Annotated in this window: 21 protein-coding genes and 1 pseudogene; 8 read left to right on the top strand and 14 right to left on the bottom strand. The window is 72.9% G+C overall.

Going from position 1 to position 25,373, the window contains the following annotated elements; all coding sequences use genetic code 11:
- Nucleotides 1–21: 21 nt before the first annotated feature.
- Together ACZ4MF_RS02410 and ACZ4MF_RS02405 are read left to right on the top strand one after the other, a co-directional pair.
- Nucleotides 22–1,161, top strand: coding sequence for an acyl-CoA dehydrogenase family protein (locus ACZ4MF_RS02410; protein ID WP_467489021.1), 1,140 nt, complete (start codon nt 22–24; stop codon nt 1,159–1,161).
- On the top strand, nt 1,161–2,138 hold the full coding sequence (locus tag ACZ4MF_RS02405; protein WP_467489019.1) for an acyl-CoA dehydrogenase family protein: 978 nt from the start codon (nt 1,161–1,163) through the stop codon (nt 2,136–2,138). The genes ACZ4MF_RS02410 and ACZ4MF_RS02405 overlap by 1 nt, the downstream gene beginning before the upstream one ends.
- Before the next feature lie 12 nt (nt 2,139–2,150).
- Here the strand turns inward: ACZ4MF_RS02405 and ACZ4MF_RS02400 are convergent, their stop codons facing one another.
- The 4 genes from ACZ4MF_RS02400 to ACZ4MF_RS02385 all read right to left on the bottom strand — a co-directional run bounded on the left by ACZ4MF_RS02400 (nt 2,151) and on the right by ACZ4MF_RS02385 (nt 10,233).
- Complete coding sequence (locus tag ACZ4MF_RS02400) at nt 2,151–2,882, bottom strand: vWA domain-containing protein (protein ID WP_467489017.1); 732 nt, start codon at nt 2,880–2,882, stop codon at nt 2,151–2,153.
- Between the two features lie 131 nt (nt 2,883–3,013).
- Nucleotides 3,014–4,477, bottom strand: a complete 1,464-nt coding sequence (locus ACZ4MF_RS02395) for a glutamate synthase subunit beta (protein ID WP_467489015.1) — start codon at nt 4,475–4,477, stop codon at nt 3,014–3,016.
- Nucleotides 4,470–9,062, bottom strand: coding sequence for a glutamate synthase large subunit (gene gltB / locus ACZ4MF_RS02390; RefSeq protein ID WP_467489464.1), 4,593 nt, complete (start codon nt 9,060–9,062; stop codon nt 4,470–4,472). Before gltB ends, ACZ4MF_RS02395 begins: the two co-directional genes overlap by 8 nt.
- A 439-nt stretch (nt 9,063–9,501) precedes the next feature.
- The gene (locus ACZ4MF_RS02385; protein WP_467489013.1) at nt 9,502–10,233 is read right to left on the bottom strand and encodes a VIT1/CCC1 transporter family protein; all 732 of its coding nucleotides are present in this window, start codon (nt 10,231–10,233) and stop codon (nt 9,502–9,504) included.
- 260 nt (nt 10,234–10,493) lie between these two features.
- On the opposite strand from ACZ4MF_RS02385, the gene ACZ4MF_RS02380 reads away from it, so the two are divergent.
- From ACZ4MF_RS02380 to ACZ4MF_RS02355, 6 genes and pseudogenes are all read left to right on the top strand, one after another.
- A complete protein-coding gene (locus ACZ4MF_RS02380; RefSeq protein WP_467489011.1) occupies nt 10,494–11,579 on the top strand; it encodes an ADP-ribosylglycohydrolase family protein in 1,086 nt (361 codons plus the stop codon).
- Entirely contained in the window at nt 11,576–12,694 is a 1,119-nt protein-coding gene (locus tag ACZ4MF_RS02375; RefSeq protein ID WP_467489009.1) for an ADP-ribosylglycohydrolase family protein, read from the top strand. Before ACZ4MF_RS02380 ends, ACZ4MF_RS02375 begins: the two co-directional genes overlap by 4 nt.
- Before the next feature lie 8 nt (nt 12,695–12,702).
- Complete coding sequence (locus tag ACZ4MF_RS02370; RefSeq protein ID WP_467489007.1) at nt 12,703–13,926, top strand: ADP-ribosylglycohydrolase family protein; 1,224 nt, start codon at nt 12,703–12,705, stop codon at nt 13,924–13,926.
- A complete protein-coding gene (locus ACZ4MF_RS02365; protein WP_467489005.1) occupies nt 13,914–15,272 on the top strand; it encodes an ADP-ribosylglycohydrolase family protein in 1,359 nt (452 codons plus the stop codon). Before ACZ4MF_RS02370 ends, ACZ4MF_RS02365 begins: the two co-directional genes overlap by 13 nt.
- Complete coding sequence (gene rbsK / locus ACZ4MF_RS02360; protein WP_356021114.1) at nt 15,269–16,162, top strand: ribokinase; 894 nt, start codon at nt 15,269–15,271, stop codon at nt 16,160–16,162. Before ACZ4MF_RS02365 ends, rbsK begins: the two co-directional genes overlap by 4 nt.
- Before the next feature lie 35 nt (nt 16,163–16,197).
- Nucleotides 16,198–16,747 (top strand): annotated as a pseudogene (locus tag ACZ4MF_RS02355) (aldolase/citrate lyase family protein); the annotation flags it as partial.
- 55 nt (nt 16,748–16,802) lie between these two features.
- On the opposite strand, the gene lgt reads toward ACZ4MF_RS02355, so the two are convergent.
- The 10 genes from lgt to ACZ4MF_RS02305 form a co-directional block, all read right to left on the bottom strand.
- Nucleotides 16,803–17,774: a prolipoprotein diacylglyceryl transferase gene (lgt, locus tag ACZ4MF_RS02350; protein ID WP_467489003.1), complete on the bottom strand. Its 972-nt coding sequence runs from the start codon at nt 17,772–17,774 to the stop codon at nt 16,803–16,805.
- Nucleotides 17,775–17,861: 87 nt separating this feature from the next.
- Entirely contained in the window at nt 17,862–18,635 is a 774-nt protein-coding gene (locus ACZ4MF_RS02345) for a DsbA family protein (protein ID WP_467489001.1), read from the bottom strand.
- A 107-nt stretch (nt 18,636–18,742) separates the two neighbouring features.
- A complete protein-coding gene (gene trpA / locus ACZ4MF_RS02340) occupies nt 18,743–19,561 on the bottom strand; it encodes a tryptophan synthase subunit alpha (RefSeq protein ID WP_467488999.1) in 819 nt (272 codons plus the stop codon).
- The gene (gene trpB, locus ACZ4MF_RS02335; RefSeq protein WP_467488997.1) at nt 19,558–20,841 is read right to left on the bottom strand and encodes a tryptophan synthase subunit beta; all 1,284 of its coding nucleotides are present in this window, start codon (nt 20,839–20,841) and stop codon (nt 19,558–19,560) included. Before trpB ends, trpA begins: the two co-directional genes overlap by 4 nt.
- 136 nt (nt 20,842–20,977) lie before the next feature.
- Entirely contained in the window at nt 20,978–21,145 is a 168-nt protein-coding gene (trpM, locus tag ACZ4MF_RS02330) for a tryptophan biosynthesis modulator TrpM (protein WP_351800536.1), read from the bottom strand.
- Nucleotides 21,146–21,166: 21 nt separating this feature from the next.
- Nucleotides 21,167–21,976 carry an indole-3-glycerol phosphate synthase TrpC gene (gene trpC, locus ACZ4MF_RS02325; protein ID WP_071382776.1) on the bottom strand — a complete coding sequence of 270 codons (810 nt, stop codon included), beginning with the start codon at nt 21,974–21,976 and terminating at the stop codon, nt 21,167–21,169.
- A gap of 172 nt (nt 21,977–22,148) precedes the next feature.
- Entirely contained in the window at nt 22,149–22,592 is a 444-nt protein-coding gene (locus ACZ4MF_RS02320; protein WP_467488994.1) for a DUF2752 domain-containing protein, read from the bottom strand.
- Nucleotides 22,593–22,716: 124 nt separating this feature from the next.
- Entirely contained in the window at nt 22,717–22,977 is a 261-nt protein-coding gene (locus tag ACZ4MF_RS02315; protein ID WP_467488992.1) for an HGxxPAAW family protein, read from the bottom strand.
- 204 nt (nt 22,978–23,181) lie between these two features.
- Entirely contained in the window at nt 23,182–23,820 is a 639-nt protein-coding gene (locus tag ACZ4MF_RS02310) for a TIGR02234 family membrane protein (RefSeq protein ID WP_467488990.1), read from the bottom strand.
- A gap of 70 nt (nt 23,821–23,890) precedes the next feature.
- Complete coding sequence (locus tag ACZ4MF_RS02305; RefSeq protein ID WP_467488988.1) at nt 23,891–25,369, bottom strand: anthranilate synthase component I; 1,479 nt, start codon at nt 25,367–25,369, stop codon at nt 23,891–23,893.
- Between the last annotated feature and the right edge of the window lie 4 nt (nt 25,370–25,373).

The raw sequence follows: 25,373 nt of genomic DNA, 5'->3' as shown, positions 1-25,373 counted from the left end.
CTGGAGAAAGGGGCAGCCGCCGTGGACCTGACCCATACCGAAGCCGACGAGGAGTTCCGCGCCGAGGCCCGCGCCTGGCTCCGTGCGCACGTGCCGCGCACACCGCTGCCGTCCCTGGAGACGGCGGAGGGCTTCGCGGCGCACCGCGCCTGGGAGGCCGAACTGGCCGCGGACCGCTGGTCGGTGGTGTCCTGGCCGCAGCGGTACGGCGGCCGGGACGCCGGTCTGCTGCGCTGGCTGGTCTTCGAGGAGGAGTACTGGGCGGCGGGCGCGCCGGGCCGGGTCGGGCAGAACGGCGTCAGCCTGCTCGCGCCGACGCTCTTCGACCACGGCACGCAGGAGCAACGCGCGCGCGTGCTGCCCCCGATGGCCACCGGCGAGGTGGTCTGGGCGCAGGCCTGGTCCGAACCGGAGGCGGGCTCCGACCTGGCCGCCCTCACCTCCCGTGCGGCGCGGACGGAGGGCGGCTGGCTGCTCAACGGGCACAAGACCTGGTCCTCGCGGGCGGCCTTCGCCGACCGGGCCTTCGGGCTGTTCCGCAGCCACCCCGACGCCCCGAAACCCCACCAGGGGCTCACGTACCTGATGTTCGACCTGCGCGCGCCCGGTGTCACCGTCCGCCCCGTCGGCCGCCTGGACGGCAGACCGGCCTTCGCGGAGCTGTTCCTGGACGACGTGTTCGTCCCGGACGAGGACGTGATCGGCGAGCCCGGCCAGGGCTGGCGGATCGCGATGTCCACGGCGGGCAACGAACGCGGGCTCACCCTGCGCTCCCCGGGCCGCTTCCTCGCCGCGGCCGGCCGGCTGGCCGAGCTGTGGCGGGAGCGCGGCTGCCCCGAGCACGCACGCGCACGCGTGGCCGACGCCCTGATCGGCGCCCGTGCCTACCAGCTGTTCACCTACGCGACCGCCGCCCGCTTCCTGGAGGGCGAGCGGCTCGGCCCCGAGTCCAGCATGAACAAGGTGTTCTGGTCCGAGCTGGACCTCGCGCTGCACGAGACGGCGCTCGATCTGCTGGACGGCGAGGGCGAGTCGGCCGGCTCCGGCTGGTCGGAGGGGTATGTGTTCGCGCTGGCCGGGCCCATCTACGCCGGTACCAACGAGATCCAGCGCGACATCGTCGCCGAGCGGCTGCTCGGCCTGCCGAAGGGACGCCGCTGATGCGCTTCCTGCCCGACGCCGAGCAGCGCGCCTTCACCGACTCGCTGCACGCGATGCTGACGGCAGCGGACACCCCGGCGGTGATCCGCGACTGGAGCCGCGGCGACCATGCGCGCGGGCGCGCGTTGTGGCGCCGTGTCGCCCGGGCGGGGGTGTTCGGCCTGGCGGTGCCGGAGGAGCACGGCGGCCTGGGTCGGCATCCGGTGGAACTGGCCCTCGCGTTCGTGGAGTTGGGGCGGCATGCGGTGCCGGGTCCGCTGGCGGAGACGGTCGCGGCGGCCGTACTGCTTGCCGATCCCCCGCTCGCGAAGCGGTTCCTGCCGGGCCTCCTGGCGGGTACGGACCTCGCGACGACGGCAGTGGTGCCGCACGGCCATGCCCTCGACGGCGACGCGGCCGCGGTCCGCCTCGCCCGCGCCCCCGACGGGCTGCGCCTGGCCTCCGCAGGCCCGGTGCGCCGCTCCCTCGACCCGGCCCGCCGCCTGACCCCGCTCGCGCCGGACGGCGAACTCCTCGACCCCGGCCCGCCGTTCGACCGCGCGCTCACGTGGGCCCGGCTGGCCGTCGCCGCCCAGGCCCTCGGGGTCGGGCTGGCGCTGCTCGACCGCACCGTGGCGTACGTCGGGCAGCGCACCCAGTTCGGCGTCCCCGTCGGCTCCTTCCAGGTGGTCAAGCATCGCCTCGCCGACGCCGCGACGGCCCTGGAGTTCGCGCGCCCGCTGCTGTTCGGCGCGGCGATATCGCTGCGCCCGGCGGACGTGGCCGCCGCCAAGCTCACGGCCTGCGAGGCGGCGTACACGACGGCCCGCACGGCGCTGCAACTGCACGGCGCGATCGGCTACACCGCCGAGTACGACCTGTCCCTGTGGCTGACCAAGGCCCGTGCGCTGCGCACCGCGTGGGGCAGCCCCGAGGAGTGCCGGGAGGTGTTCCTGGAGGACGCGCTCAAGACGCCGGCGCCCTCGGACTCGCCCTGACCGACGGCCGGTTCACGCGGCGGGCGTCCGGAGGATCCCGGCGGCGCGGGCGGCCGCCAGCCACTGCGGGAACTCCCCGCAGAGCCGGTCGTACAGCTCGGCGTCGGACAGGCGCCGCGGGTCCTCGCCGGCGTGGAAGAAGCCGGCGTTGTCCACGATCCGCTTGCCGGGGACGGCCAGCTCGTCCAGTTTCCGCAGGAAGTCGAACTGCCGGCTGCCCGGGTCGCCGAAGCCGACGAACTGCCAGAACAGCGGGAGCTTCGCCGCCTTGCACAGATACCGCTCGGCGGCGGGCCGGCTGATCGGACCGCCGTCGGTCTGGAAGATGACGAGGGCGGGGTCGGTGGCGCCGCTGTCCAGGTAGTGGTCGATGACGGCGTCCATCGCCAGGTGGTAGCTGGTCTTCCCCATGTGCCCGAGCCCGGCCACGATCCGCTCGACGGCGCCCTCGTGGCGGTCGAGGGCGATGTCGGTGACCGCGTCGACGTCCGTGGAGAAGAACACCACCGGCACCCGGCCGTCGTCGTCGAGGTGCGCGGACAGCCCCAGCACCCGGTCGGCGAGCGCCTGCACGCTGCCGTCCTGGTAGTACGGCCGCATGGAGCCCGAGTGGTCGAGCACGAGGTAGACAGCGGCGCGCTGCCCGTCCAGGCCGTGCTCGCGCAGGGACACGCCGGCGGTCTTGTACAGGCTGACCAGCGCCGGGGCCGTCTCCTCCACCTTGCGCAGGCTGATCGCGGTCATGCTTTCCCCTCGGCTGTGCGGACATGCGACGACGCCTGCCCAGCGTCCGGTCGGGGACAGTCGGGCAGGCGTCGTCAGTGTTCCGTACGCCGTTGTACGGGACGTCTGCAGGGGACCCGAGGGGTCCGGGGTCAGACCGACAGGGCGCGGTCCGTCGGGCGGATCGGGGCCGGCAGGTCGCTGGCACCGGTCAGGTGGCGGTCGACACCGCGGGCGGCCGAGCGGCCCTCCGCGATCGCCCACACGATGAGGGACTGCCCGCGGCCGGCGTCACCGGCGACGAACACACCCGGCACGTTGGTCTGGAAGTCGGCGTCCCGGGCGATGTTACCCCGCTCGTCGAGGTCCAGACCAAACTGCTCGACCAGGCCGTTCTCCCGGTCGGTGCCGGTGAAGCCCATGGCGAGGGTGACCAGCTGGGCCGGGATCCTGCGCTCGGTGCCCGGCTTGGAGGTCAGCTTGCCGTCGACGAACTCGACCTCGGCGAGGTGCAGCCACTGCACGTTGCCGTCCTCGTCGCCCTCGAAGTGGGTGGTGGAGGCGGAGTAGATCCGCTCGCCGCCCTCCTCGTGGGCCGAGGTGACCTTGTACAGGATCGGGAAGGTCGGCCAGGGCTGGCCGGTCGGGTGCCGCTCGTCGTTCGGGCGGGGCATGATCTCCAGCTGGGTGACGGAGGCCGCGCCCTGGCGGTGGGCGGTGCCCACGCAGTCCGCGCCGGTGTCACCGCCGCCGATCACGACGACGTGCTTGCCCTCGGCCGAGATCGGGGGCGCCACGTAGTCGCCCTCCTGGACCTTGTTGGCCAGCGGCAGGTACTCCATGGCCTGGTGGATGCCCTTGAGCTCGCGGCCGGGGACCGGGAGGTCGCGGGCCATGGTGGCACCGGCGGCGATCACGATCGCGTCGTACCGCTTCTTCAGGTCGCGCGCGTTGATGTCGCGGCCGATCTCGACGCCGGTACGGAAGCGGGTGCCCTCCGCGCGCATCTGCTCGATACGGCGGTTGATGTGCCGCTTCTCCATCTTGAACTCGGGGATGCCGTACCGCAGCAGGCCTCCGATGCGGTCCGCGCGCTCGTAGACGGCGACCGTGTGGCCGGCCCGGGTCAGCTGCTGGGCGGCGGCGAGACCCGAGGGGCCGGAGCCGATGACCGCGACCGTCTTGCCGGACAGGCGCTCGGGGATCTGCGGGGCGACGTCCCCGGTCTCCCACGCCTTGTCGATGATCGAGACCTCGACGTTCTTGATGGTGACCGGCTGCTGGTTGATGCCGAGCACGCAGGCCGACTCGCAGGGGGCCGGGCAGAGGCGACCGGTGAACTCCGGGAAGTTGTTGGTCGCGTGCAGGCGCTCCTGGGCGGCCGCCCAGTCCTCGCGGTAGGCGTAGTCGTTCCACTCGGGGATGAGGTTGCCCAGCGGACAGCCGTTGTGGCAGAACGGGATGCCGCAGTCCATGCAGCGGCTGGCCTGCTTGCTGATGATCGGCAGCAGGGAGCCGGGGACGTAGACCTCGTTCCAGTCCTTGACGCGCTCACCGACGGGACGGGTCCGGGCGACCTCGCGGCCGTGGTTCAGGAAGCCCTTCGGGTCAGCCATTGATCGCCGCCTCCATCATCTTCTCGGTGATCTCGGTCTCGGTGAGACCCGCTCGCTCGGCGGCGTCCTTGGCGGCGAGCACTGCCTTGTACGTGCTGGGGATGATCTTGCTGAACCGGGCCGCGGCCGCGTCCCAGTCGGCGAGCAGCTTCTCGGCGACCGTCGAGCCGGTCTCCTCGGCGTGGCGGCGCACCACGTCGTGCAGCCACCGCTTGTCCGTGTCGTCCAGCGCCTCGACGGCATCGACGTTGCCGACGTTGACGTTGTCGCGGTCGAGGTCGATGACGTACGCGATGCCGCCGGACATGCCCGCCGCGAAGTTACGGCCGGTCGGGCCGAGGACGACCGCGCGGCCGCCGGTCATGTACTCGCAGCCGTGGTCGCCCACGCCCTCGGAGACGACCAGCGCGCCGGAGTTGCGGACGCAGAACCGCTCACCGGTACGGCCGCGCAGGTACAGCTCGCCGGCGGTGGCGCCGTAGCCGATGGTGTTGCCCGCGATGGTCGAGTACTCGGCGAGGTGGTCGGCCGCGCGGTCCGGGCGGACGACGATCCGGCCGCCGGACAGGCCCTTGCCCACGTAGTCGTTGGCGTCGCCCTCCAGGCGCAGCGTGACACCGCGCGGCAGGAACGCGCCGAAGGACTGGCCGGCCGAGCCGGTGAAGGTGATGTCGATGGTGTCCTCGGGCAGGCCCGCACCGCCGAACTTCTTCGTCACCTCGTGGCCGAGCATGGTGCCGACCGTGCGGTTGATGTTGCGGATGGCGACCTGGGCGCGCACCGGCTGGGCGTCCTCGGCCGAGCCCGCGCTCAGCGCGTCGGCGGCGAGCTTGATCAGCTCGTTGTCGAGCGCCTTCTCCAGGCCGTGGTCCTGGGCGATCAGCTGGTGGCGGACGGCGCCCTCGGGCAGCGACGGCACGTGGAACAGCGGTTCCAGGTCCAGGCCCTGCGCCTTCCAGTGGTCGACGGCGCGCTGGACGTCGAGGACCTCGGCGTGGCCGACGGCCTCCTCGATGGAGCGGAAGCCCAGCTCGGCGAGGAGCTCGCGGACCTCCTCCGCGATGAACCGGAAGAAGTTCACCACGTATTCGGCCTTGCCGGCGAAGCGGTCGCGCAGCACCGGGTTCTGGGTGGCGATGCCGACCGGGCAGGTGTCCAGGTGGCAGACGCGCATCATGACGCAGCCGGAGACGACGAGCGGCGCGGTCGCGAAACCGAACTCCTCGGCGCCGAGCAGCGCGGCGATGACGACGTCGCGGCCGGTCTTCAGCTGGCCGTCGGTCTGCACGACGATGCGGTCGCGCAGGCCGTTGAGCAGCAGGGTCTGCTGGGTCTCGGCGAGGCCGAGCTCCCAGGGGCCGCCCGCGTGCTTCAGCGAGGTGAGCGGGGATGCGCCCGTGCCGCCGTCGTGGCCGGAGATGAGGACGACGTCCGCGTGCGCCTTGGACACACCGGCCGCGACCGTGCCGACGCCGACCTCGGAGACCAGCTTCACGTGAATCCGCGCCTGCGGGTTCGCGTTCTTCAGGTCGTGGATCAGCTGGGCCAGGTCCTCGATGGAGTAGATGTCGTGGTGCGGCGGCGGGGAGATCAGGCCGACGCCCGGCGTCGAGTGCCGGGTCTTCGCGACCCACGGGTAGACCTTGTGGCCGGGCAGCTGGCCGCCCTCGCCGGGCTTGGCGCCCTGGGCCATCTTGATCTGGATGTCGTCCGCGTTGACCAGGTACTCCGAGGTCACGCCGAAGCGGCCGGAGGCGACCTGCTTGATCGCCGAGCGACGCGCCGGGTCGTACAGGCGCTCCGGGTCCTCGCCGCCCTCACCGGTGTTGGACTTGCCGCCCAGCTGGTTCATGGCGATGGCGAGGGTCTCGTGCGCCTCCTTGGAGATGGAGCCGTACGACATGGCGCCCGTCGAGAACCGCTTGACGATCTCGCTCGCCGGCTCGACCTCGTCGACGGAGATCGGGGCGCGGCCGGAGGTGAAGCCGAAGAGGCCGCGCAGCGTCATGAGACGCTCGGACTGCTCGTTCACGCGGTCCGTGTACTTCTTGAAGATGTCGAAGCGGCCCGTGCGGGTGGCGTGCTGGAGGCGGAAGACCGTCTCCGGGTCGAACAGGTGCGGCTCGCCCTCGCGGCGCCACTGGTACTCGCCGCCGATCTCCAGCGCACGGTGCGCGGGGGCGATGCCGGAGGCGGGGTAGGCCTTGGCGTGGCGGGCGGCGACCTCCTCGGCGATGACGTCGATGCCGACGCCGCCGATCTTGGTGGCGGTGCCGTTGAAGTACTTCTCGACGAAGGCCTCGTCCAGGCCGACGGCCTCGAAGACCTGGGCGCCGCGGTAGGAGGCGACGGTGGAGATGCCCATCTTCGACATGACCTTCAGTACGCCCTTGCCGAGGGCGTAGATCAGGTTCTTGATGGCCTTCTCGGGCTCGACGTCGTTCAGGAACGTACCGGCGCGCAGCAGGTCCTCGACCGACTCCATCGCCAGGTACGGGTTGACGGCGGCGGCGCCGAAGCCGATGAGCAGGGCGACGTGGTGGACCTCGCGGACGTCACCGGCCTCGACCAGCAGGCCCACATGGGTGCGCTGCTTGGTGCGGATGAGGTGGTGGTGGACGGCCGCGGTGAGCAGCAGCGACGGGATCGGCGCGTGCTCGGCGTCGGAGTGCCGGTCGGACAGGACGATCAGGCGGGCGCCGCTGTCGATGGCGGCGTCGGCCTCGGCGCAGATCTCGGCGATGCGCGCGGCGAGGGAGTCGCCGCCGCCGGAGACCCGGTACAGACCGGAGAGGGTCGCGGCCTTGAAGCCCGGCATGTCGCCGTCGGCGTTGATGTGGATGAGCTTGGCCAGCTCGTCGTTGTCGATCACCGGGAAGGGCAGCGTGACGGACCGGCAGGAGGCGGCGGTCGGGTCGAGGAGGTTGCCCTGCGGGCCCAGCGACGAGCGCAGGGAGGTGACCAGTTCCTCGCGGATCGCGTCCAGCGGCGGGTTGGTGACCTGCGCGAACAGCTGGGTGAAGTAGTCGAAGAGCAGCCGCGGGCGCTCGGAGAGAGCGGCGATCGGGCTGTCCGTGCCCATCGAGCCGATCGGCTCGGCGCCGGTGCGGGCCATCGGGGCGAGGATGACGCGCAGCTCCTCCTCGGTGTAACCGAAGGTCTGCTGGCGGCGGGTGACCGAGGCGTGGGTGTGGACGATGTGCTCGCGCTCGGGCAGGTCGCCCAGCTCGATCTCGCCGGCCTCGACCCACTCGGCGTACGGCTGCTCGGCGGCGAGCGTCGCCTTGATCTCGTCGTCCTCGATGATGCGGTGTTCGGCGGTGTCGACGAGGAACATCCGGCCCGGCTGGAGGCGGCCCTTGCGGACGACCTTGGCGGGGTCGATGTCGAGGACGCCGACCTCGGAGCCGAGGACGACGAGGCCGTCGTCGGTGACCCAGTAGCGGCCGGGGCGCAGACCGTTGCGGTCGAGCACGGCGCCGACCTGGGTGCCGTCGGTGAAGGTGACGCAGGCGGGGCCGTCCCAGGGCTCCATCATCGTGGAGTGGAAGCCGTAGAAGGCGCGCCGGGCCGGGTCCATGGAGACGTGGTTCTCCCACGCCTCCGGGATCATCATCAGCACGGAGTGCGGGAGGGAACGGCCGCCGAGGTGCAGCAGCTCCAGGACCTCGTCGAAGGAGGCGGAGTCGGAGGCGTCCGGCGTACAGACCGGGAAGACGCGGTCGAGGTCGCCGGGGCCGAACAGGTCGGAGACCAGCTGGGACTCGCGGGCGCGCATCCAGTTGCGGTTGCCCTTGACGGTGTTGATCTCACCGTTGTGCGCGACGAAGCGGTACGGGTGCGCGAGCGGCCACGACGGGAAGGTGTTCGTGGAGAAGCGCGAGTGGACGAGCGCGACCGCGGAGCCGAAGCGGCGGTCGGACAGGTCCGGGAAGAAGGGCTCCAGCTGGCCGGTGGTCAGCATGCCCTTGTAGACGATCGTGCGCGCGGACAGGGACGGGAAGTAGACACCGGCCTCGCGCTCGGCGCGCTTGCGCAGCACGAAGGCCTTGCGGTCCAGCGCGATGCCCTCGCTGGCGCCGTCGGTGACGAAGACCTGCCGGAAGACCGGCATGGTGGAGCGGGCGGTGGCGCCGAGCAGTTCGGGCGCGACCGGGACCGCGCGCCAGCCGAGGACGGTGAGGCCCTCCTCACCGGCGATCGTCTCGATCCGTGAGACGGCGTCCTCGGTCCCCTCCTCGGGAAGGAAGGCGATGCCTACCGCGTACGAGCCGGCCGAGGGAAGGTCGAATCCGGCCACCTCACGGAAGAAGGCGTCGGGCACCTGCGAGAGGATGCCGGCGCCGTCCCCCGAATCGGGCTCGGAGCCGGTGGCACCGCGGTGCTCCAGGTTGCGCAGGACGGTGAGGGCCTGCTCGACCAGCGTGTGGGACGCCTCGCCGGTGAGGGTGGCGACGAAACCGACGCCGCACGCGTCGTGTTCGTTGCGGGGGTCGTACATACCCTGCGCAGCAGGGCGAGCATCCATGAACGACCAGTTCTGGCCATTCGCGGAGTGCTGGGACGGCTGGCGCGGCGTACGCATCGGCTCTCCCGTCGTCGTCATGTGGCATGTGGCAGGTGCCGAGGGACGACGTTGGCCCTCTGCGAAAGATCTCTATGTGAGATCAAAATTTCGTGCAGGTTACATGATGGAGCGATTCTCGGGAACCGGATACCGCGTTCCAACATGCGGACGCCACGGGGTACATGGCAGCGGTGCCGCACGAGACGGCGAGTGGTGCCGCGGGGTGACGGCGGTACCGCGCGGGGCGGCGACATGGCGAGGGGACCGTCGCGGACAAAGATCGATCGGATCGGCGTCCGGCGGCCCACGGGGGGCGGGGAGAGCGTCTTCACTCGCCCCATGGGGGTGCGACAGGCGTCGTTGCCCGCGGCGCTTACGGCTCATGCCCGGTGGTTAAGCATTCGAAACCAGCGAGTAACGGGTACTTATGCGGCCCATCGCATAAGTACCGGTAGCACTATCCTACGGCCGTTCCGAACAGGCTGCCCAGGGCGTATGTCACACCGGCGGCCGCACCGCCGAGCGCGAGCTGCCGCAGGCCGCTGTACCACCAGCTCCGCGCGGTCACCCGGGCCACCACGGCACCACAGCCGAACAGCCCGACGAGGGCCAGCAGCAGGGCGGGCCACAGCGCGGTCGCGCCGAGCAGGAACGGCAGCACGGGCAGCAGCGCGCCGAGCGCGAAGGACCCGAACGACGAGACGGCCGCGACCAGCGGCGACGGCAGGTCGCCGGGGTCGATCCCCAGTTCTTCGCGGGCGTGGATCTCCAGCGCCTGCTCGGGGTCCTTGGACAGCTGCCGCGCGACCTCACGGGCCAGCCCGGGCTCGACGCCCCGGGAGACGTAGAGTGCGGCGAGCTCGTTCTCCTCGTCCTGCGGGTGCTTGCGCAGCTCGCAGCGCTCGACGTCGAGCTCGGCCTCGACCAGCTCGCGCTGGGAGGCGACGGAGGTGTACTCGCCGGCGGCCATCGAGAAGGCACCGGCGGCGAGCCCCGCCAGCCCGGTGATGACGATCGTCTGGTGGCCGACGGAACCGCCGGCCACGCCGGTCAGCAGGGCGAGGTTGGAGACCAGGCCGTCCATCGCACCGAAGACGGCGGGGCGCAGCCAGCCGCCGTTGACATCGCGGTGCGTGTGGTTGTCGCGGTGCGCCTCGTGCAGCGCGGCCTCGGTTTCGATGATGGCCATGGGAGCCCCCGGGATAGCTTAGCCAAAGCTAACTTTGGACGAGTTCTATTCTTCGACAACAGCGAAGGTACGCCGATCACTTCCTCTTCGCCAGCAAGGGAAGGCTGGGCTAACCTGCGGCTTTACCCGACTTTGCTCATCCGTGCCGACTGAGGCTCAGATGCCGACTGGGTGACGGGAGCCGCTCGGAGGCACACCCGACGGCGACCCGTGGGACACATCCGCAAAGCGTGTTCGTGGTCCCGCCGAAGGAGCCCGCCATGGCATCGATCGCCTGCACTCCCCCGTCCCCGGCCCCGGCCGCCGGGGACGGGGCCGGGGCCGGGGACACCGCCGGGCCGCGCGAACGGGCGCGCGGCGCGCTGCTCGGCCTCGCCGTGGGCGACGCGCTGGGCGCGCCCGCGGAGAACCTCAGGCCCTCCGAGATCCGCGCCCGCTGGGGCCGCATCACGGACTACGTCACCGAGCACCCCTGCGGGACGGACGACACGGAGTACGCGCTCTTCTCGGGACTGCTGCTCGCCCGGCACGGCTCGGCGCTCACCCCGGCCCATGTGGAGGCGGCCTGGCACGAGTGGATCGCCGACCGGGCCGAAGGCCCCTTCCGCGGCGCCGGCTTCAGCGAGCGCGGCACGCTGGAGAACCTGCGCCGGGGCCTCGCGGCCCCGATCTCCGCCCAGCACCGCCACGCCTGGAGCGACGGTCTGGCGATGCGGGCGGCACCGTTCGGCGTCTTCGCGGCCGGCCGCCCCGCCGAGGCCGCCCGCCTCGTGGCGATCGACGGCTCGGTGAGCCACGAGGGCGAGGGCATCTACGGCGGCCAGGCGGTGGCGGCGGGCGTGGCGGCGGCGATGACCGGCGCCCCGCTCCCGCTGGTGATCGCCGCGGCCCTGGCGGTGATCCCCGAGGACTCCTGGACGGCACGCTCCCTGCGGCGTGCGGTGGCGGTGGCCCACCGCGGCGCACGGGCGGTGCGCTGCGCGGTGGTCATCGGCGGCTACCCCTGGACCGACCTGGCGCCCGAGGCGGTCGCCCTCGCCTTCGGCGCGTACGCGGCGGCCGACGGCGACTTCCGGGAGTCGGTCCTGACGGCTGTCAACATGGGCCGCGACGCGGACACGACGGCGGCGGTGGCGGGCGCCCTGTCCGGCGCGACCCGGGGCGCGGCGGCGATCCCCGCCCACTGGTCCGCGGCGATCGGCCCGTCCCGGGGCCGCTGTCTGCCGTCGATGGCGGGCCACCATGTGCTGGAGGTGGCGGAGCTGCTGGTACCCGAACCCGGACCGCCCCGCCCCACGGTACGAAGCCCGCTGGCCGGGCACTCGGACAGTGAGGTGCTGTCATGACCGTACGCCGTATCGAGGGGCTCCTGCTCGGCCTCGCGGCAGGCGACGCCGCCGGCTGGCCGGCCGCGCGACACCGCGCCGCCCGTATGCCCGAGTGGACCCGCCGGCTCACCCGCGAGCTGGACACCTTCGCCGAGCAGAACGCCACCACCACTCTCCCGGTGCCGATCGCCCTCAACCAGCCGCCCGAGCCGCTGCACCTCGGCCCCTCCGACGACGCCGAGTGGGCGGCCTTCGCCGCGGAGGCGGTGCTGCGGGCCGGCGACGACGACGTCCTCGGCGACCTCAGCCGGGAGCGCCGTACCCGCGCCGCCATCGACCTCACCTGGACCGCCGTGGCCGCGGAGGTCGCCGCCGCGGCCGAGCGCGCGCCCGAGATCGAGTCCGCCGTCCTCCCGCTGCGCGCCCGCATCTCGGTCCGCGCCGGTCTCGGCAACCTCGCCGCCGGCCTGCGCCCGCCCGCCACCGGCCACGACAACCCGCACTACTTCGACGACGCCGCCTGCGTCCGTGCCTGCGTCCTCGCCGTCGCCCACCCCGGCGATCCCGAACGCGCCGCCGCACTCGCCGAGTTCGACGCCCGCTACACCCAGGACGGCGACGGCGTGCACGGCGCCCGCGCCATGGCCGCGGCACTCGCGCTCGCCCTCACCGGCGCCGGCCCGGAGCGCTGCGTGGGCGCCGCGCTCGCGGAGCTCCCCGCCGACTCCGAGATCGGCCGCAACGCGCGCCACGCCCTGGCCCTCGCCGAAGGCTGCGAGTCCGCCTTCGCCCTCGTCCCGCTGCTGGAGCACCAGATCGTCGACCACGTCTACAGCTACGGCATCGCCGCCGCGGAAACCGTGCCGGTCGCCCTCGCCCTCGCCACCGCGGCCGGCGGCCGGATCGACACGGCCGTACCCGCCGCCGCCTGTCTGTCCCGTGTCGCCGACTCGGCGCCCGCCCTCGCGGGTGCCCTCACCGGGGCGCTGGGCGGCGGCGCCTGCATCCCGCAGGCTTGGCGGGACGCCTGCCGCACCCTGTCCGGCTGCGCCCTGCCCCGCCTCACCGGCACCGACCTGGTGGAACTCGCCGGACTCCTGGAAGCCGCACAACCGGCCCGGCCAGGAGGATGATTCGGGGCATGACGCCCAGAAATTCCCATGCCGTCACAGAACATGAACTGAGCTGTGAAACAGAACTAATTCATGAAACAGACCCCGTCGGTCTCGACGAACGCATCACCCGGGCCCTCGTCGGCGCCGCCGTCGGCGACGCCCTCGGCGGCCCGGTCGAGGGGTACTCCCCCGAGCAGATCGCCGAACGCCACGGCGGCCGGGTGCACGGCGTCGTCGGCCCCTGGCACGGCGACGCCTGGCGCACCGCCCGCCCGATCGCGCCGTACCACAAGGGCGACGGCCACGTCACCGACGACACGCTGATGACCCATGCGCTGGTCCGGGTCTACGCCCGCGTCCGCGACCACCTCGACGCGTACGCCGTCGCCGAGCACCTGGTCCCGGACCTGATGACCACCCCCCGCTGGATCCCGGAGCTGGAGGCCGAGGCCCTGCCCCTGCACCGCCTCTTCCTCGCCGAGAAGTGGCTGGTGGCCCGGCTCGCCCACGGTCACGCCGACCCCCGGGAGGCGGGCGTCGGCAACATCGTCAACTGCGGTGCGGCGATGTACATGGCTCCCGTCGGCCTGGTCAACGCGGCCAACCCGGCCGCCGCTTACGCCGAGGCGCTGGACATCGCCGGTGCGCACCAGTCGTCGTACGGCCGGGAGGCAGCCGGTGTCCTCGCCGCGGCCGTCGCCGCCGCCGCGACCCCGGGCGCGACCCCCGACTCGGTCGTCGCGGCCTGCCTCGCCCTGGCGAAGGACGGCACGCGCGAGGCGATCGAGAAGGTCTGCGAAGTCGCGGTACGGCACCGGGACTTCGAGTCGGCGCTCGGGCCGCTGCGCGCGGCGGTCGCCCCGTACGACACCGTCGGCCCGGACTACCGCGCCCCCTCGCTCGCCGCCCGGCGCCCCTCCCGGCTGCACGCGATCGAGGAACTGCCCGTCGCGCTCGGCATGTTGCTCGTCTCCGGCGGCGACCACCGGCACGCCGTGCTCGGCGCGGTCAACTACGGCCGCGACTGCGACTCGATCGCCACGATGGCCGGTGCCCTCGCGGGCGCCCTCGGCTCGCCCGTCCCCGAGGAGTGGGCGAAGACGGTCGCGGAGGCCAGCCGGCTCGACCTGTGGGCGCCTGCCCGCACGCTCACCGAGGTCACGCGCGAGATCTTCGCGGCGGACGTACGCCGCCGCCGTGCGCACGAGCGGGCCGTCACGGCACTCGGAGGCGCCGCATGCTCCGACTGACCTGGGTCCAGCCGGAGGACCTGCTCGGCCACGAACTCCGCCAGGCCCGCCTGGACGGCCGGTCGCCCTCGGCGATCGAGGCCCGCTGGCGGGCGGCCGGCGGCCCGGACGCGCCGGAACGGGCGGGGGCGTCGCCGCACCGGGTGTCCCGGTATCTGCGGCTGCTGGCGGAGGACCTGCTGGACGAACTGGCCGACCTGCCCAGCCGGTTGGCCGACGACGAGCCGACGGACCTGGACGGGATCAGGTCCCGGTGCCCCCAGTGGCCCGCCCCGTCCGGCGGTACCGCCACCCGCGCCGCGCTCGAAGCCGCCTGGCTCGGCCGGGCCGTCGGCTGTCTGCTCGGCAAACCCGTCGAGAAACTCCCCCTCGACGCCCTGCGCGCCCTCGCCCGCGCCGCCGGAAACTGGCCACTCGCCGGCTACTTCACCGCCGTCGGCGTACCGGACGACCTGCTCGCCGAGCACCCCTGGAACCGCCGCTCGGCCACCACCTCCCTCGCCGAGAACATCGACGGCATGCCGGAGGACGACGACCTCAACTACCCCCTGCTGAACCTGCTGCTCCTGCGGCGGCACGGACGGACGTTCACCACCACGGACGTGGCCCGGCTCTGGCTGGACGAACTCCCGCCCGGCCGCACGTTCACCGCCGAGCGCATCGCCTACCGCAACCTCCTCTCCGGCATCGAACCCCCGTACACGGCCCGGCACCGCAACCCCTTCCGCGAGTGGATCGGCGCCCTGATCCGCGCCGACGTGCACGGCTGGACCAACCCCGGCGACCCGGCCGGCGCCGCCGAACAGGCCTACCGCGACGCGGCGTTGACGCACACCGCCAACGGCGTCTACGCGGCGATGTTCACAGCCGCCGTCATCGCCACCGCCGCCACCGGCACCCAGGACGTCCACGCCTGTCTGCGCACCGGCCGCAGCGTGGTCCCGCCCCGCTCACGGCTCGCGCAGGCGATCGACCACGCACTGCGACTCGCCTGCTCCCACGAGGACTTCGACGCGGTCGTGGACGAGCTGCACGCCCTGTACGGGTCCACCCACCACTGGGTGCACGCCGTCCCCAACACCGCCCTGACCGTCGCCGCCCTCGCCCACGCCGACGGCGACTTCACCGGCTCGATCCGCCGTGCGGTGTCCGGAGGCTGGGACACCGACTCCAACGGTGCCACGGCCGGCAGCGTCGCCGGTCTCCTCGCGGGCGGCCCGGCGGCGCTCCCCGAACACTGGCGGGCCCCGCTGAAGAACCGGCTCGCCAGCACCGTCGCCGACTTCGACGGCACCGGCTTCGACACCCTCGCCCACCTCACCCTTGTGGAGACGACCCGCTCATGACCCACATCGTCGTCCTCGGCAGTACGAACATGGACCTCGTCACCTACGTCGCGAAGGCCCCGCAGCGCGGCGAGACCGTGACCGGACGGGAGTTCCGCACGATCCCCGGCGGCAAGGGCGCCAACCAGGCGATCGCCGCGGCCCGCGCCGGCGCCACCGTCTCGATGGTCGGCGCGGTCGGCAACGACGCCTTCGGGCTGCGGATGCGCGACACCCTCGAACACTCCGGCGTGGACACCGACTTCCTGCGCACGGTCGAGGGCCCGTCCGGCACCGCGCACATCGTGGTCGACGACGAGGGCGGCAACGCGATCGTCGTCATCCCCGGCGCGAACGGCACCGTCGACCACCTCTCCCCCGGCGACGAGGGACTGATCGCCTCCGCCGACGCGCTGCTGCTCCAGCTGGAGATCCCGCTGGCCGCGGTCGTCGCGGGCGCGCAGGCCGCCCGACGGCACGGCATCCGTACGGTGCTCACCCCGTCCCCCGCCCAGCCGCTGCCGCCCGAACTCCTCGCCGCGACCGACCTGCTGGTGCCCAACGAGTACGAGGCGGTCACCCTCACCGGCCGCACCGACCCGCGCGAGGCCGCCGCCGCGCTGCTGGAACTGGTGCCGGAGGTCGTCGTCACCCTGGGCTCGACCGGCTGTCTGTACCGGTCCCGGGGCACCGAACCGCTCGTCGTCGCCGCGCCGCAGGTGACCGCCGTCGACTCCACGGGCGCCGGGGACACCTTCGTCGGCGCGCTCGCCGTGGCCCTCGCCGAGGAGAAGCCGGTGCGGGAGGCCCTGTCCTGGGCGGCCGCCGCGGCGGCGATCTCCGTCCAGCGGGCCGGGGCGTCGGCGTCGATGCCGTACCGCCCGGAGATCGAGGACCAGTACCACGCATGAGGACGGCGACACCCTCGACGGCACCCCCGACGACACTCCCGTCGGCACCGCCCCTCGCCGGTCTGCGGGTGCTGGATCTCGCGACCCTCTTCGCCGGTCCGCTCGCCGCCACCCTGCTGGAGACGGCCCTCGGCATCGAGCGCGCCTACGCCGTCGCCACCGCGCACCCCGCCCTGCGGGGCATCGCCCTCGGCGGGGCGGATCTCCGGGCCGACCTGGGGGTACGGGGCCGACGCGGGCCTCGACCGGCCGCGCTCCCGGGTGATCGTCGCCGCCCGCGCGGCGGGGCTCGCGCCACCGCCCCGGTCGGCCCACCCCGACACCCGCGACCTGGCCGGCCTCACCGCCTCCTGCGCCCACGGCCGCGCCCTCGGCTTCCTGGGCCGCGCCGCGATCCACCCCCGCCAGCTGCCGGTGATCGAACGGGCCTGCCTGCCCACGCCGGAGGAGATCGAGGCGGGACAGACGGTTCTTGAGGCAGCGGCGACGGAAGCGGGCGCCCGGGCCCTGCCGGACGGGCGCTTCGTCGGCACAGCGCTGGTGGCCGTGGCCCAGCGCACGCTGGCGCCGGCACGCCGGAGCTGACCGCACACGCGAAGGGCGCCCCGGTCAGGGCGCCCTGTACTCGTACGGCCTGCCGTCAGGTCTTCGACGTCCCCGACTCGGCCTCGGCCTCGGCCTTCGCCTCCGCGGCAGCGGGCTCGGCATCGGGCTCGGTCTTGTCCTCGACCTTGTCCTCGACGTCCTCGGTCCCGCTCTCGGCGGCCTCTTCCGTACCGTCGGCCACGGCCTCCGAGGCACCCGGTTCCACCACGGCCTCACGGCCCGGCCGCAGCTTCGCGGACACCACCATGTAGGCCACCGCCAGCAGGAACACGATCATCGCGGTCCAGTCGTTGAGGCGGAGGCCCAGGATGTGGTGGGCGTCGTCCACGCGCATGTACTCGATCCAGCCGCGGCCCACACAGTACGCGGCGACGTACAGGGCGAACGCCCGGCCGTGGCCCAGCTTGAATCGGCGGTCGGCCCAGATCACCAGGAAGCCCACGCCGATGCACCACAGGGACTCGTAGAGGAAGGTCGGGTGGTAGTAGCCCGGCACCCGGCCGCCCTCGGACGAGGTGATGTGCAGCGCCCAGGGAACATGCGTCTCACGGCCGTACAGCTCCTGGTTGAACCAGTTGCCCCAGCGGCCGATGGCCTGCGCGAAGGCGATGCCGGGCGCGACGGCGTCGGCGTACGCGGGCATCGGGATGCCCCGGCGCCGCGCGCCGATCCACGCGCCGAGCGCGCCGAGCGCGATCGCGCCCCAGATGCCCAGGCCGCCCTGCCACACCTTGAAGGCGTCCACCCAGTCACGGCCCGGGCTGAAGTACAGCTCGTAGTCCGTGATCACGTGGTACAGCCGACCGCCGACCAGGCCGAACGGCACCGCCCAGACGGCGATGTCCGCGACCGTGCCGGCCCGGCCGCCCCGGGCGACCCAGCGCTTGTTGCCGAGCCAGACGGCGACGAAGACGCCGATGATGATGCAGAAGGCGTAGCCGCGCAGCGGGATGGGGCCGAGGTACAGCACCCCGCGCGACGGGCTGGGAATGTAGGCAAGTTCCATGGCAGGTCCGACGCTACCGTGCCGGGCCGTGGGGACGGCAAGCAGCCCGGCTACGGGTCCATAACGGGGGCGTCCGGAAATCGCCGGTCAGCGGCCGGCCGCCTCGACCATCTGCTTCAGCTTGGCGGGGGTCATGCTCTGGTTCTCGTAGATGTTCTTCCCGCCGAGCAGGACCGTGGGCGTGCCGCTGAAGCCGCTGGACTGGAAGGCCTTGTGGCTCTTGTCCACCCAGCTGTCGTGGGTGCCGTCGTTCACACACGTGCGGAAGGCCGGGGTGGCGAGGCCGCCCACCTTGCCGGCCAGCGCGATCAGCTTGTCGTTGCTGCTGAACGCGTCGTCGGTCTCCTTCGGCTGGTTCGTGTACAGCACGTCGTGGTAGTCGCGGAACTTTCCGGCGTCCTGGGCGCAGGCCACGGCGTTGGCGCCGCGCAGGGAGCCGGTGCCGCCGAGGTTGCCGTCGATCAGCCGGACCAGGTGGTACTCGATTCGGAGCTTGCCGGAGTCCACCAGTTCGTGGAGCGTCGGGCGGTAGGCCGTCTCGAAGGCCTGGCAGGCCGGGCAGCGCATGTCCTCCCAGACGGTGAGCGTCGACCTGGCGCCGTCCTTGCCGACCGGGATCGCGAGGCTGTCCTTGCCCTGCGCGCCCGAGGGCGCCACGACCGGGCCCGCCTTCGCACTGCTCCCGCTCTTGCCCGCGTTCGCGGCGATCACGCCGATCACCGCCGCGAGTCCGAGGACGCAGACCACGCTCGCGCCCACGATCAGCGTGCGCCGCCGCCTGTCAGCGGACTTCTGCTTCTCGCGCTCGACCGCCAGCCGCTCCCGGGCGGTGCGCTTTCCGTCACGGTTTTTCTCGCTCACACCCCCAGAACGAACCGGGGAGGCGCAGCGCGCCTCCCCGGCCTCAGGTCCACCCGTTCGAGTGACCGAATGTTCCGTTGTAGGTGACTACGGATGATTGCTGACGGTTACGCCTGTCCGCGCACGCCCTTGGCGAGCTCTCCGGCCAGCTCGCGGACCCCCTCGATGCCCGACGCGTGGTCGGGCGCGTCGAGCATCCGCTTCACGAACGCCGAGCCGACGATGACGCCGTCGGCGAAGCCGGCGACCTCGGCGGCCTGGACGCGGTTGGAGACGCCGAGCCCGACGCAGACGGGCAGGTCGGTGCCGGTGGCCCGGGTGCGTCCGACCAGGTTCTGGGCCTGCGCGCCGACCGACTCACGGGTGCCGGTGACGCCCATGAGCGAGGCGGCGTAGACGAAGCCGCTGCCCGCGGCGGTGATCTGTGCGAGCCGCTCGTCCTTGCTGCTGGGGGCGACGACGAACACGGTGGCGAGGCCGTGCTTGTCGGCGTGCTCGCGCCACAGCGCCGACTCCTGGACGGGCAGGTCGGGCAGGATGCAGCCCGCGCCGCCCGCCTCGGCCAGCTCGGCGGTGAAGCGCTCGACGCCGTAGCGGTCGATCGGGTTCCAGTACGTCATGACCAGGACGGGCTTGCCGGTGGCCCCGTGGGCCTCCTTGACCGTCCGCATGACGTCCGCGATCTTGACGCCGCCGCGCAGGGCGATGTCGTCGGCGGTCTGGATGACGGGGCCGTCGAGGACGGGGTCGCTGTGCGGCAGACCGACCTCCACGACGTCCGCCCCGCCGTCGAAGACGGCCTTGATCGCCTCGATGCCGCCGTCCACGGTCGGGAACCCGGCCGGGAGGTAGGCGATCAGCGCGGAGCGGCCCTCGGCCCTGGCGCCGGCGAGGGTGTCGGACAGCAGCCGAATGTTCCCGCTCACTTGGCGTCCCCCTCGATCTCGGCGGTGTCGGTCGCGTCGGCGGCGACCGCGGCGTCGGCGTCGTACAGGCCGAAATAGCGCGCGGCGGTGTCCATGTCCTTGTCGCCGCGGCCGGAGAGGTTGACGACGATCAGGCCGTCCTTGCCCAGCTCCCTGCCGACCTCCAGGGCGCCGGCGAGGGCGTGCGCGCTCTCGATGGCCGGGATGATGCCCTCGGTGCGCGACAGCAGGCGCAGGGCCTGCATGGCCGCGTCATCGGTGACCGCGCGGTACTCACCGCGGCCCGAGTCCTTCAGGTAGGAGTGCTCGGGGCCGATGCCGGGGTAGTCCAGACCGGCCGAGATCGAGTACGGCTCGGTGATCTGGCCCTCCTCGTCCTGGAGCACGTAGGACCGGGAGCCGTGCAGGATGCCGGGCTCGCCGGCGGTGAGGGTGGCCGCGTGCTCGCCGGTCTCGATGCCGTGCCCCGCCGGTTCGCAGCCGATGAGGCGGACGTCCGTGTCGGGGATGAAGGCGTGGAAGAGGCCGATCGCGTTGGAGCCGCCGCCGACGCAGGCGACGGCCGCGTCGGGCAGCCGCCCGGCGCGCTCCAGGATCTGGCGGCGGGCCTCGACGCCGATGACCCGGTGGAAGTCGCGGACCATGGCCGGGAAGGGGTGCGGGCCGGCGACGGTGCCGAAGAGGTAGTGGGTGCGGTCGACGTTGGCGACCCAGTCGCGGAACGCCTCGTTGATGGCGTCCTTCAGGGTGCGGCTGCCGGACTTCACCGCGACGACCTCGGCGCCGAGCATGCGCATGCGGGCCACGTTCAGGGCCTGGCGCTCGGTGTCGATCTCGCCCATGTAGATGGTGCAGTCCAGGCCGAACAGGGCACAGGCGGTGGCGGTGGCGACGCCGTGCTGGCCGGCGCCGGTCTCGGCGATGACCCGGGTCTTGCCCATGCGCTTGGTGAGCAGGGCCTGGCCGAGCACGTTGTTGATCTTGTGCGAGCCGGTGTGGTTGAGATCCTCGCGCTTGAGGAACAACCGGGCGCCGCCGGCGTGTTCGGCGAAGCGGGGGACCTCGGTGAGCGAACTGGGGCGGCCGGTGTAGTTGACCATCAGGTCGTCGAGTTCCCGGGCGAACTCGGGGTCCTGCTTGGCCTTGTCGTACTCGACGGCGACCTCGTCGACGGCGGCGACGAGGGCCTCCGGGATGAACTTGCCGCCGAACACGCCGAAGTAGCCTTCGGCGGTGGGGACCTGACCCTCCGGGTCAGGGAAGAAGAAGTTGCTGGGCATGCCGAAACCTCACGGTGAGTGCGTGAAAAGACACTGTTCGCCGTGGGGCGACGGGGTGATCAGTCGACTGCGGGATCGCTGTGGTTGATCGCGCCCGCGCGGCGGTAGCCGCATATCAAACAGAGCCCCGCGCCCCTCAGGTTGGCTGCTGCCATCGCATGCCATTGACCTGCCCGGGTTCGTCACCGATGACGTACCGCACCCTGCGGCCGTGGACACGCCTCGCCGGGGCGCGGCAGCCCCGGGGGCGGCAGCCGCGCGCCAGGCGGGCGTACCGGTCCACGGTCGTCACGGTGAGAGTCATCGGGGTCAGCCTACCGGGTGATCAGCTCCGGCCGTGCCGCAGCGCGGGGTGCTCGCCCGCGGCGACCAGGTCGGCGACGGCGGTCTTCGGGTCGCGGCCGGTGACGAGGGACTCGCCGACCAGGACCGCGTCGGCGCCGGCGTTGGCGTAGGCGATCAGGTCGTGCGGGCCGCGGACGCCGGACTCGGCGACCTTGACGATGTGGTTCGGGATCTCCGGGGCGACCCGCTCGAACGTGCCGCGGTCGACCTCCAGCGTCTTCAGGTTGCGCGCGTTGACACCGATCACCTTGGCGCCCGCGTCCACCGCGCGCTCGACCTCGTCCTCGTCGTGCACCTCGACGAGCGGGGTCAGGCCGATGGAGACCGCGCGCTCGATCAGGGACTCCAGGGCGGGCTGCTCCAGCGCGGCCACGATCAGCAGCGCGAGGTCGGCGCCGTAGGCCCGGGCCTCCCACAGTTGGTACGAGGTGACGATGAAGTCCTTGCGCAGGACCGGGATGTCCACGCGCGCGCGGACGGCCTCCAGGTCGGCCAGCGAGCCGCCGAAGCGGCGCTGTTCGGTGAGGACGGAGATGACGGCCGCACCGCCCGCCTCGTAGTCAGCGGCCAGCCCGGCCGGGTCGGCGATCGCGGCCAGCGCGCCCTTGGAGGGGCTGGAGCGCTTGACCTCGCAGATCACCTTGACGCCGTCGCCCTTGAGCGCGGCCACTCCGTCCTTCGCGGCGGGTGCCTTGGCCGCGCGCTCCTTGAGCTCGTCGAGGCTGACGCGCGCCTGCCGCTCCGCGAGGTCGGCACGGACTCCGTCGATGATCTCGTCGAGCACACTCACGCGAGCGGCCCCCTTCCAGACGGTGGTTCCTTCAGGTTCATCAGGTTCTTCGGGCCCCGGGCTCTTCACGTTCTGAAAACCCGTGGTCATTGCGATGGTATCCGCAGCGGGCCGGTGCCTTCGCATCCAGTGGACGCCGGTCCTTCCCCCATACTGAACCTTCCCCCGGTGATCAAGGATGCAACCAGTCGCCCGACGGCAGGTTCCGGACAGCCGTGAACACCAGCAGCGACACGCCGACGCCCCACAGGTGGGCCCGGCCGAGGTCCGGCCGCAGCGGCCGGCCGCGCGCCGTACGGACCGCCCAGACGCTCCACAGCACCGCGAAGCCCAGGTAGCCGGCCACGCCCAGCGCGTTGTCGTGCAGCGCGGTGAGCAGATCGCCGTGGACGAAGGCGTGCGCACTGCGCAGTCCGCCGCAGCCGGGGCAGTACAGACCGGTGAGCCGGTACAGCGGGCAGACCGGGTAGTGGCCGGGCTCGTTCGGGTCGACGGCGCCGACGTACGCGAAGGCCGCGGCGACGACCGCGAACAGCGCGCCCGGGACGGCGAGCCGCCGTCCGAGCGGTGCGGTCGCGGCTGTCGCGGGCGGGGCCGCGCGGCTGTCGGCGTTCACGTTCGCATTGTGCCGCGGGCCGGTGCCGCCCGCGCGTCGTCGCGGGCGTACGGGGGAAAGCCGAGGGGCGGCCCCGCACCTCTGCGGGTGCCGGACCGCCCCTCGAAGGCGGGAGCGGGAGGGCTCAGCCCTCCACGGCCACCGGCTCGGGAGTCGCGACGGAGCCGCCGACCATCTTCAGCGGCTTCGGGTCGGCGCCGAGGCCCATGGCGCGCATGATGCCGCCGACCACAGCGCCGGCGAGGATGAGCACCATGCCGGCCCAGAAGCCGACGGTGTTGGCCATCACCATGAAGGCGCCCGCGACCAGGAAACCGATGAAGGAAATGATGACGCCGGTCCAGGCGGCCGGGGTGTGACCGTGGCCGTGGCTGCTGCCCGCCATGTCTGTGCTCCTCGTTGCTGTGTACGTGTCCCGGGAGAGCGGCGTACGTGTCGTACGGCTCCGAGCCCGCCCGTCAGTGTCCGAGCCGGACGCTCCCCCCATTGTCCCGTACGGGCGCGCGCTCCGGACGCGGGGGTGGGCGTCTGGTTCGCCACACCTGGCCGCACCTGGCCACACCGGCCGCGCCCGATGGTGGCCGACGGCTCAGGCCCCGGTCGGGTCCTCGCCGCGGTCCAGGGCCTTCCACATCTCCTCGGGCCGCTCGGGGTCGACCGGGCGGGCCTTGCGGCGCGGGCGGTCGGTGCCGCGCTCGTAGCGGCCGGACATGGCGGGCCACAGGCTGCCGTAGCGCAGCGCGAGCAGGCCGGCCAGCAGGATCAGAGCCCCGCCGACGGCCGCGACGTAGGGCCAGCCGGTGTGGCTGAGCGCCTCGACCGTGGCGGAGGTGTCGCCGCTGGCCTGGGCGGCCTTGTCGTCCAGCGCGGAGCTGTCGGAGGCGGACACGAGGGCGGCGGCCGCGATCCCGGCGCCGGACAGCGCGAGCAGCCCGGCGACGACGAGGCGGCCGGCCCGGCGGACGGCGAAGACGGCGACGAGCGCGGCGAGGCCCACTATGGCGAGGGCCGCCGGGACGCCCGTGACGTCGCTGCCCTTCGCGGTGAGCGGGAACGCTCCGCCGGCCACCGTCGCGGTGCCCTCCGCCCAGCGCTGCCGGGTCGCGAGCAGCGCCACGGCCGCGCCGAGCGCACCGCACAGGAGGGCCAGGGCGAGGCTCCGGCGGCCGGACCGGACGGGCTCGGCGGCTTCGGAACGGGGGTGAGGAACGGCAGTCACGTACTCCACTATCGCCTGAACCCCGGGCGAACCCTCACCCGGGGGTTCGGATGAGACGTGCCCTACGGGCGGAAGGCGCCTATGCGCCCAGCCGGTTGGCCGTGTGGACCGCGCGCAGCACCGCCGCCGCCTTGTTGCGGCACTCCTGGTCCTCGGCCACCGGGTCGGAGTCGGCGACGATGCCGGCGCCGGCCTGGACGTAGGCCGTGCCGTCGCGCAGCAGGGCCGTGCGGATGGCGATGGCGGTGTCGGAGTCGCCCGCGAAGTCGAGGTAGCCGACACAGCCGCCGTACAGGCCGCGGCGGGAGGGCTCCAGTTCGTCGATGATCTGCATCGCGCGGGGCTTGGGGGCGCCGGAGAGGGTGCCCGCCGGGAAGCAGGCGGTGAGCACGTCGAAGGCCGTGCGGCCCGCGGAGACCCGGCCGGTGACGGTCGAGACGATGTGCATCACGTGGGAGTACCGCTCGACGGACATGAAGTCGACCACCTCGACCGAGCCGGGCTCGCAGACCCGGCCGAGGTCGTTGCGCCCGAGGTCGACCAGCATCAGGTGCTCGGCGCGCTCCTTGGGGTCGGCCATCAGCTCCTCGGCGAGGGCCTGGTCCTCCTGCGGGGTGGCCCCGCGCGGGCGGGTGCCGGCGATGGGGTGGACCATGGCCCGCCCGTCCTCGACCTTCACCAGGGCCTCGGGGGACGAGCCGACGACGTCGAACCCGTCGAAGCGGAAGAGGTACATGTACGGCGAGGGGTTGGTGGTCCGCAGCACCCGGTAGACGTCCAGGGCGCTCGCCGTGCACGGGGTCTCGAAGCGCTGGGACGGCACGACCTGGAAGGCCTCGCCCGCGCGGATGCGCTCCTTGACGTCCTCGACGGCGGCCTGGAAGTCGGGGCCGCCCCACAGCGCGGTGTACTCGGGCAGCTCCGAGGGCGGCAGGACGGCCGGGGGCTGGGCCACCGCGCGCGTGAGGTCGGCCTCCATCGCGTCGAGGCGGGCCACGGCGTCGGCGTAGGCCTCGTCCACGCCGGTGGCGAGGTCGTTGTGGTTGATCGCGTTGGCGATCAGCAGGACCGAGCCCTCCCAGTGGTCCATCACGGCGAGGTCGCTGGTCAGGAGCATGGTCAGCTCGGGCAGCCCGAGGTCGTCGCGCTCGCCGGGGCCGATCTTCTCCAGGCGGCGGACGATGTCGTAGCCGAGGTAGCCGACCATGCCGCCGGTGAAGGGCGGCAGGCCCTCCTGGTTCGGGGTGTGCAGGGTCTGGAGCGTGGCGCGCAGCACCTGGAGGGGGTCGCCGTCGACGGGGACGCCGACGGGCGGGGTGCCCAGCCAGTGGGCCTGGCCGTCGCGGGTGGTGAGCGTGGCGGAGCTGCGGACGCCCACGAAGGAGTACCGGGACCAGGAGCGGCCGTTCTCCGCGGACTCCAGGAGGAAGGTGCCGGGGCGCTCGGCGGCGAGCTTGCGGTAGAGCGCCACCGGGGTGTCGCCGTCGGCGAGGAGCTTGCGCGTGACCGGGATGACGCGCCGGTCGACGGCGAGCTTGCGGAAGGTCTCGAGGTCCATGGCC

Source organism: Streptomyces sp. NPDC025793 (assembly GCF_055558375.1).
Note: the sequence above shows the minus strand (reverse complement) of the source record. Positions and strands in the feature narration are given on the sequence as shown.

Excerpts from the sequence above, each read along its gene's own strand:
- ACZ4MF_RS02375 (WP_467489009.1), top strand. The coding sequence starts at position 11,576 with ATGACCGTACGCCGTATCGAGGGGCTCCTGCTCGGCCTCGCGGCAGGC.
- ACZ4MF_RS02400 (WP_467489017.1), bottom strand. The coding sequence starts at position 2,882 with ATGACCGCGATCAGCCTGCGCAAGGTGGAGGAGACGGCCCCGGCGCTG.
- ACZ4MF_RS02365 (WP_467489005.1), top strand. The coding sequence starts at position 13,914 with ATGCTCCGACTGACCTGGGTCCAGCCGGAGGACCTGCTCGGCCACGAA.
- ACZ4MF_RS02385 (WP_467489013.1), bottom strand. The coding sequence starts at position 10,233 with ATGGCCATCATCGAAACCGAGGCCGCGCTGCACGAGGCGCACCGCGAC.
- trpM (WP_351800536.1), bottom strand. The coding sequence starts at position 21,145 with ATGACTCTCACCGTGACGACCGTGGACCGGTACGCCCGCCTGGCGCGC.
- ACZ4MF_RS02305 (WP_467488988.1), bottom strand. The coding sequence starts at position 25,369 with ATGGACCTCGAGACCTTCCGCAAGCTCGCCGTCGACCGGCGCGTCATC.
- lgt (WP_467489003.1), bottom strand. The coding sequence starts at position 17,774 with ATGGAACTTGCCTACATTCCCAGCCCGTCGCGCGGGGTGCTGTACCTC.
- trpB (WP_467488997.1), bottom strand. The coding sequence starts at position 20,841 with ATGCCCAGCAACTTCTTCTTCCCTGACCCGGAGGGTCAGGTCCCCACC.
- ACZ4MF_RS02315 (WP_467488992.1), bottom strand. The coding sequence starts at position 22,977 with ATGGCGGGCAGCAGCCACGGCCACGGTCACACCCCGGCCGCCTGGACC.
- ACZ4MF_RS02395 (WP_467489015.1), bottom strand. The coding sequence starts at position 4,477 with ATGGCTGACCCGAAGGGCTTCCTGAACCACGGCCGCGAGGTCGCCCGG.
- ACZ4MF_RS02380 (WP_467489011.1), top strand. The coding sequence starts at position 10,494 with ATGGCATCGATCGCCTGCACTCCCCCGTCCCCGGCCCCGGCCGCCGGG.
- ACZ4MF_RS02370 (WP_467489007.1), top strand. The coding sequence starts at position 12,703 with ATGACGCCCAGAAATTCCCATGCCGTCACAGAACATGAACTGAGCTGT.
- ACZ4MF_RS02405 (WP_467489019.1), top strand. The coding sequence starts at position 1,161 with ATGCGCTTCCTGCCCGACGCCGAGCAGCGCGCCTTCACCGACTCGCTG.
- rbsK (WP_356021114.1), top strand. The coding sequence starts at position 15,269 with ATGACCCACATCGTCGTCCTCGGCAGTACGAACATGGACCTCGTCACC.
- gltB (WP_467489464.1), bottom strand. The coding sequence starts at position 9,062 with ATGCGTACGCCGCGCCAGCCGTCCCAGCACTCCGCGAATGGCCAGAAC.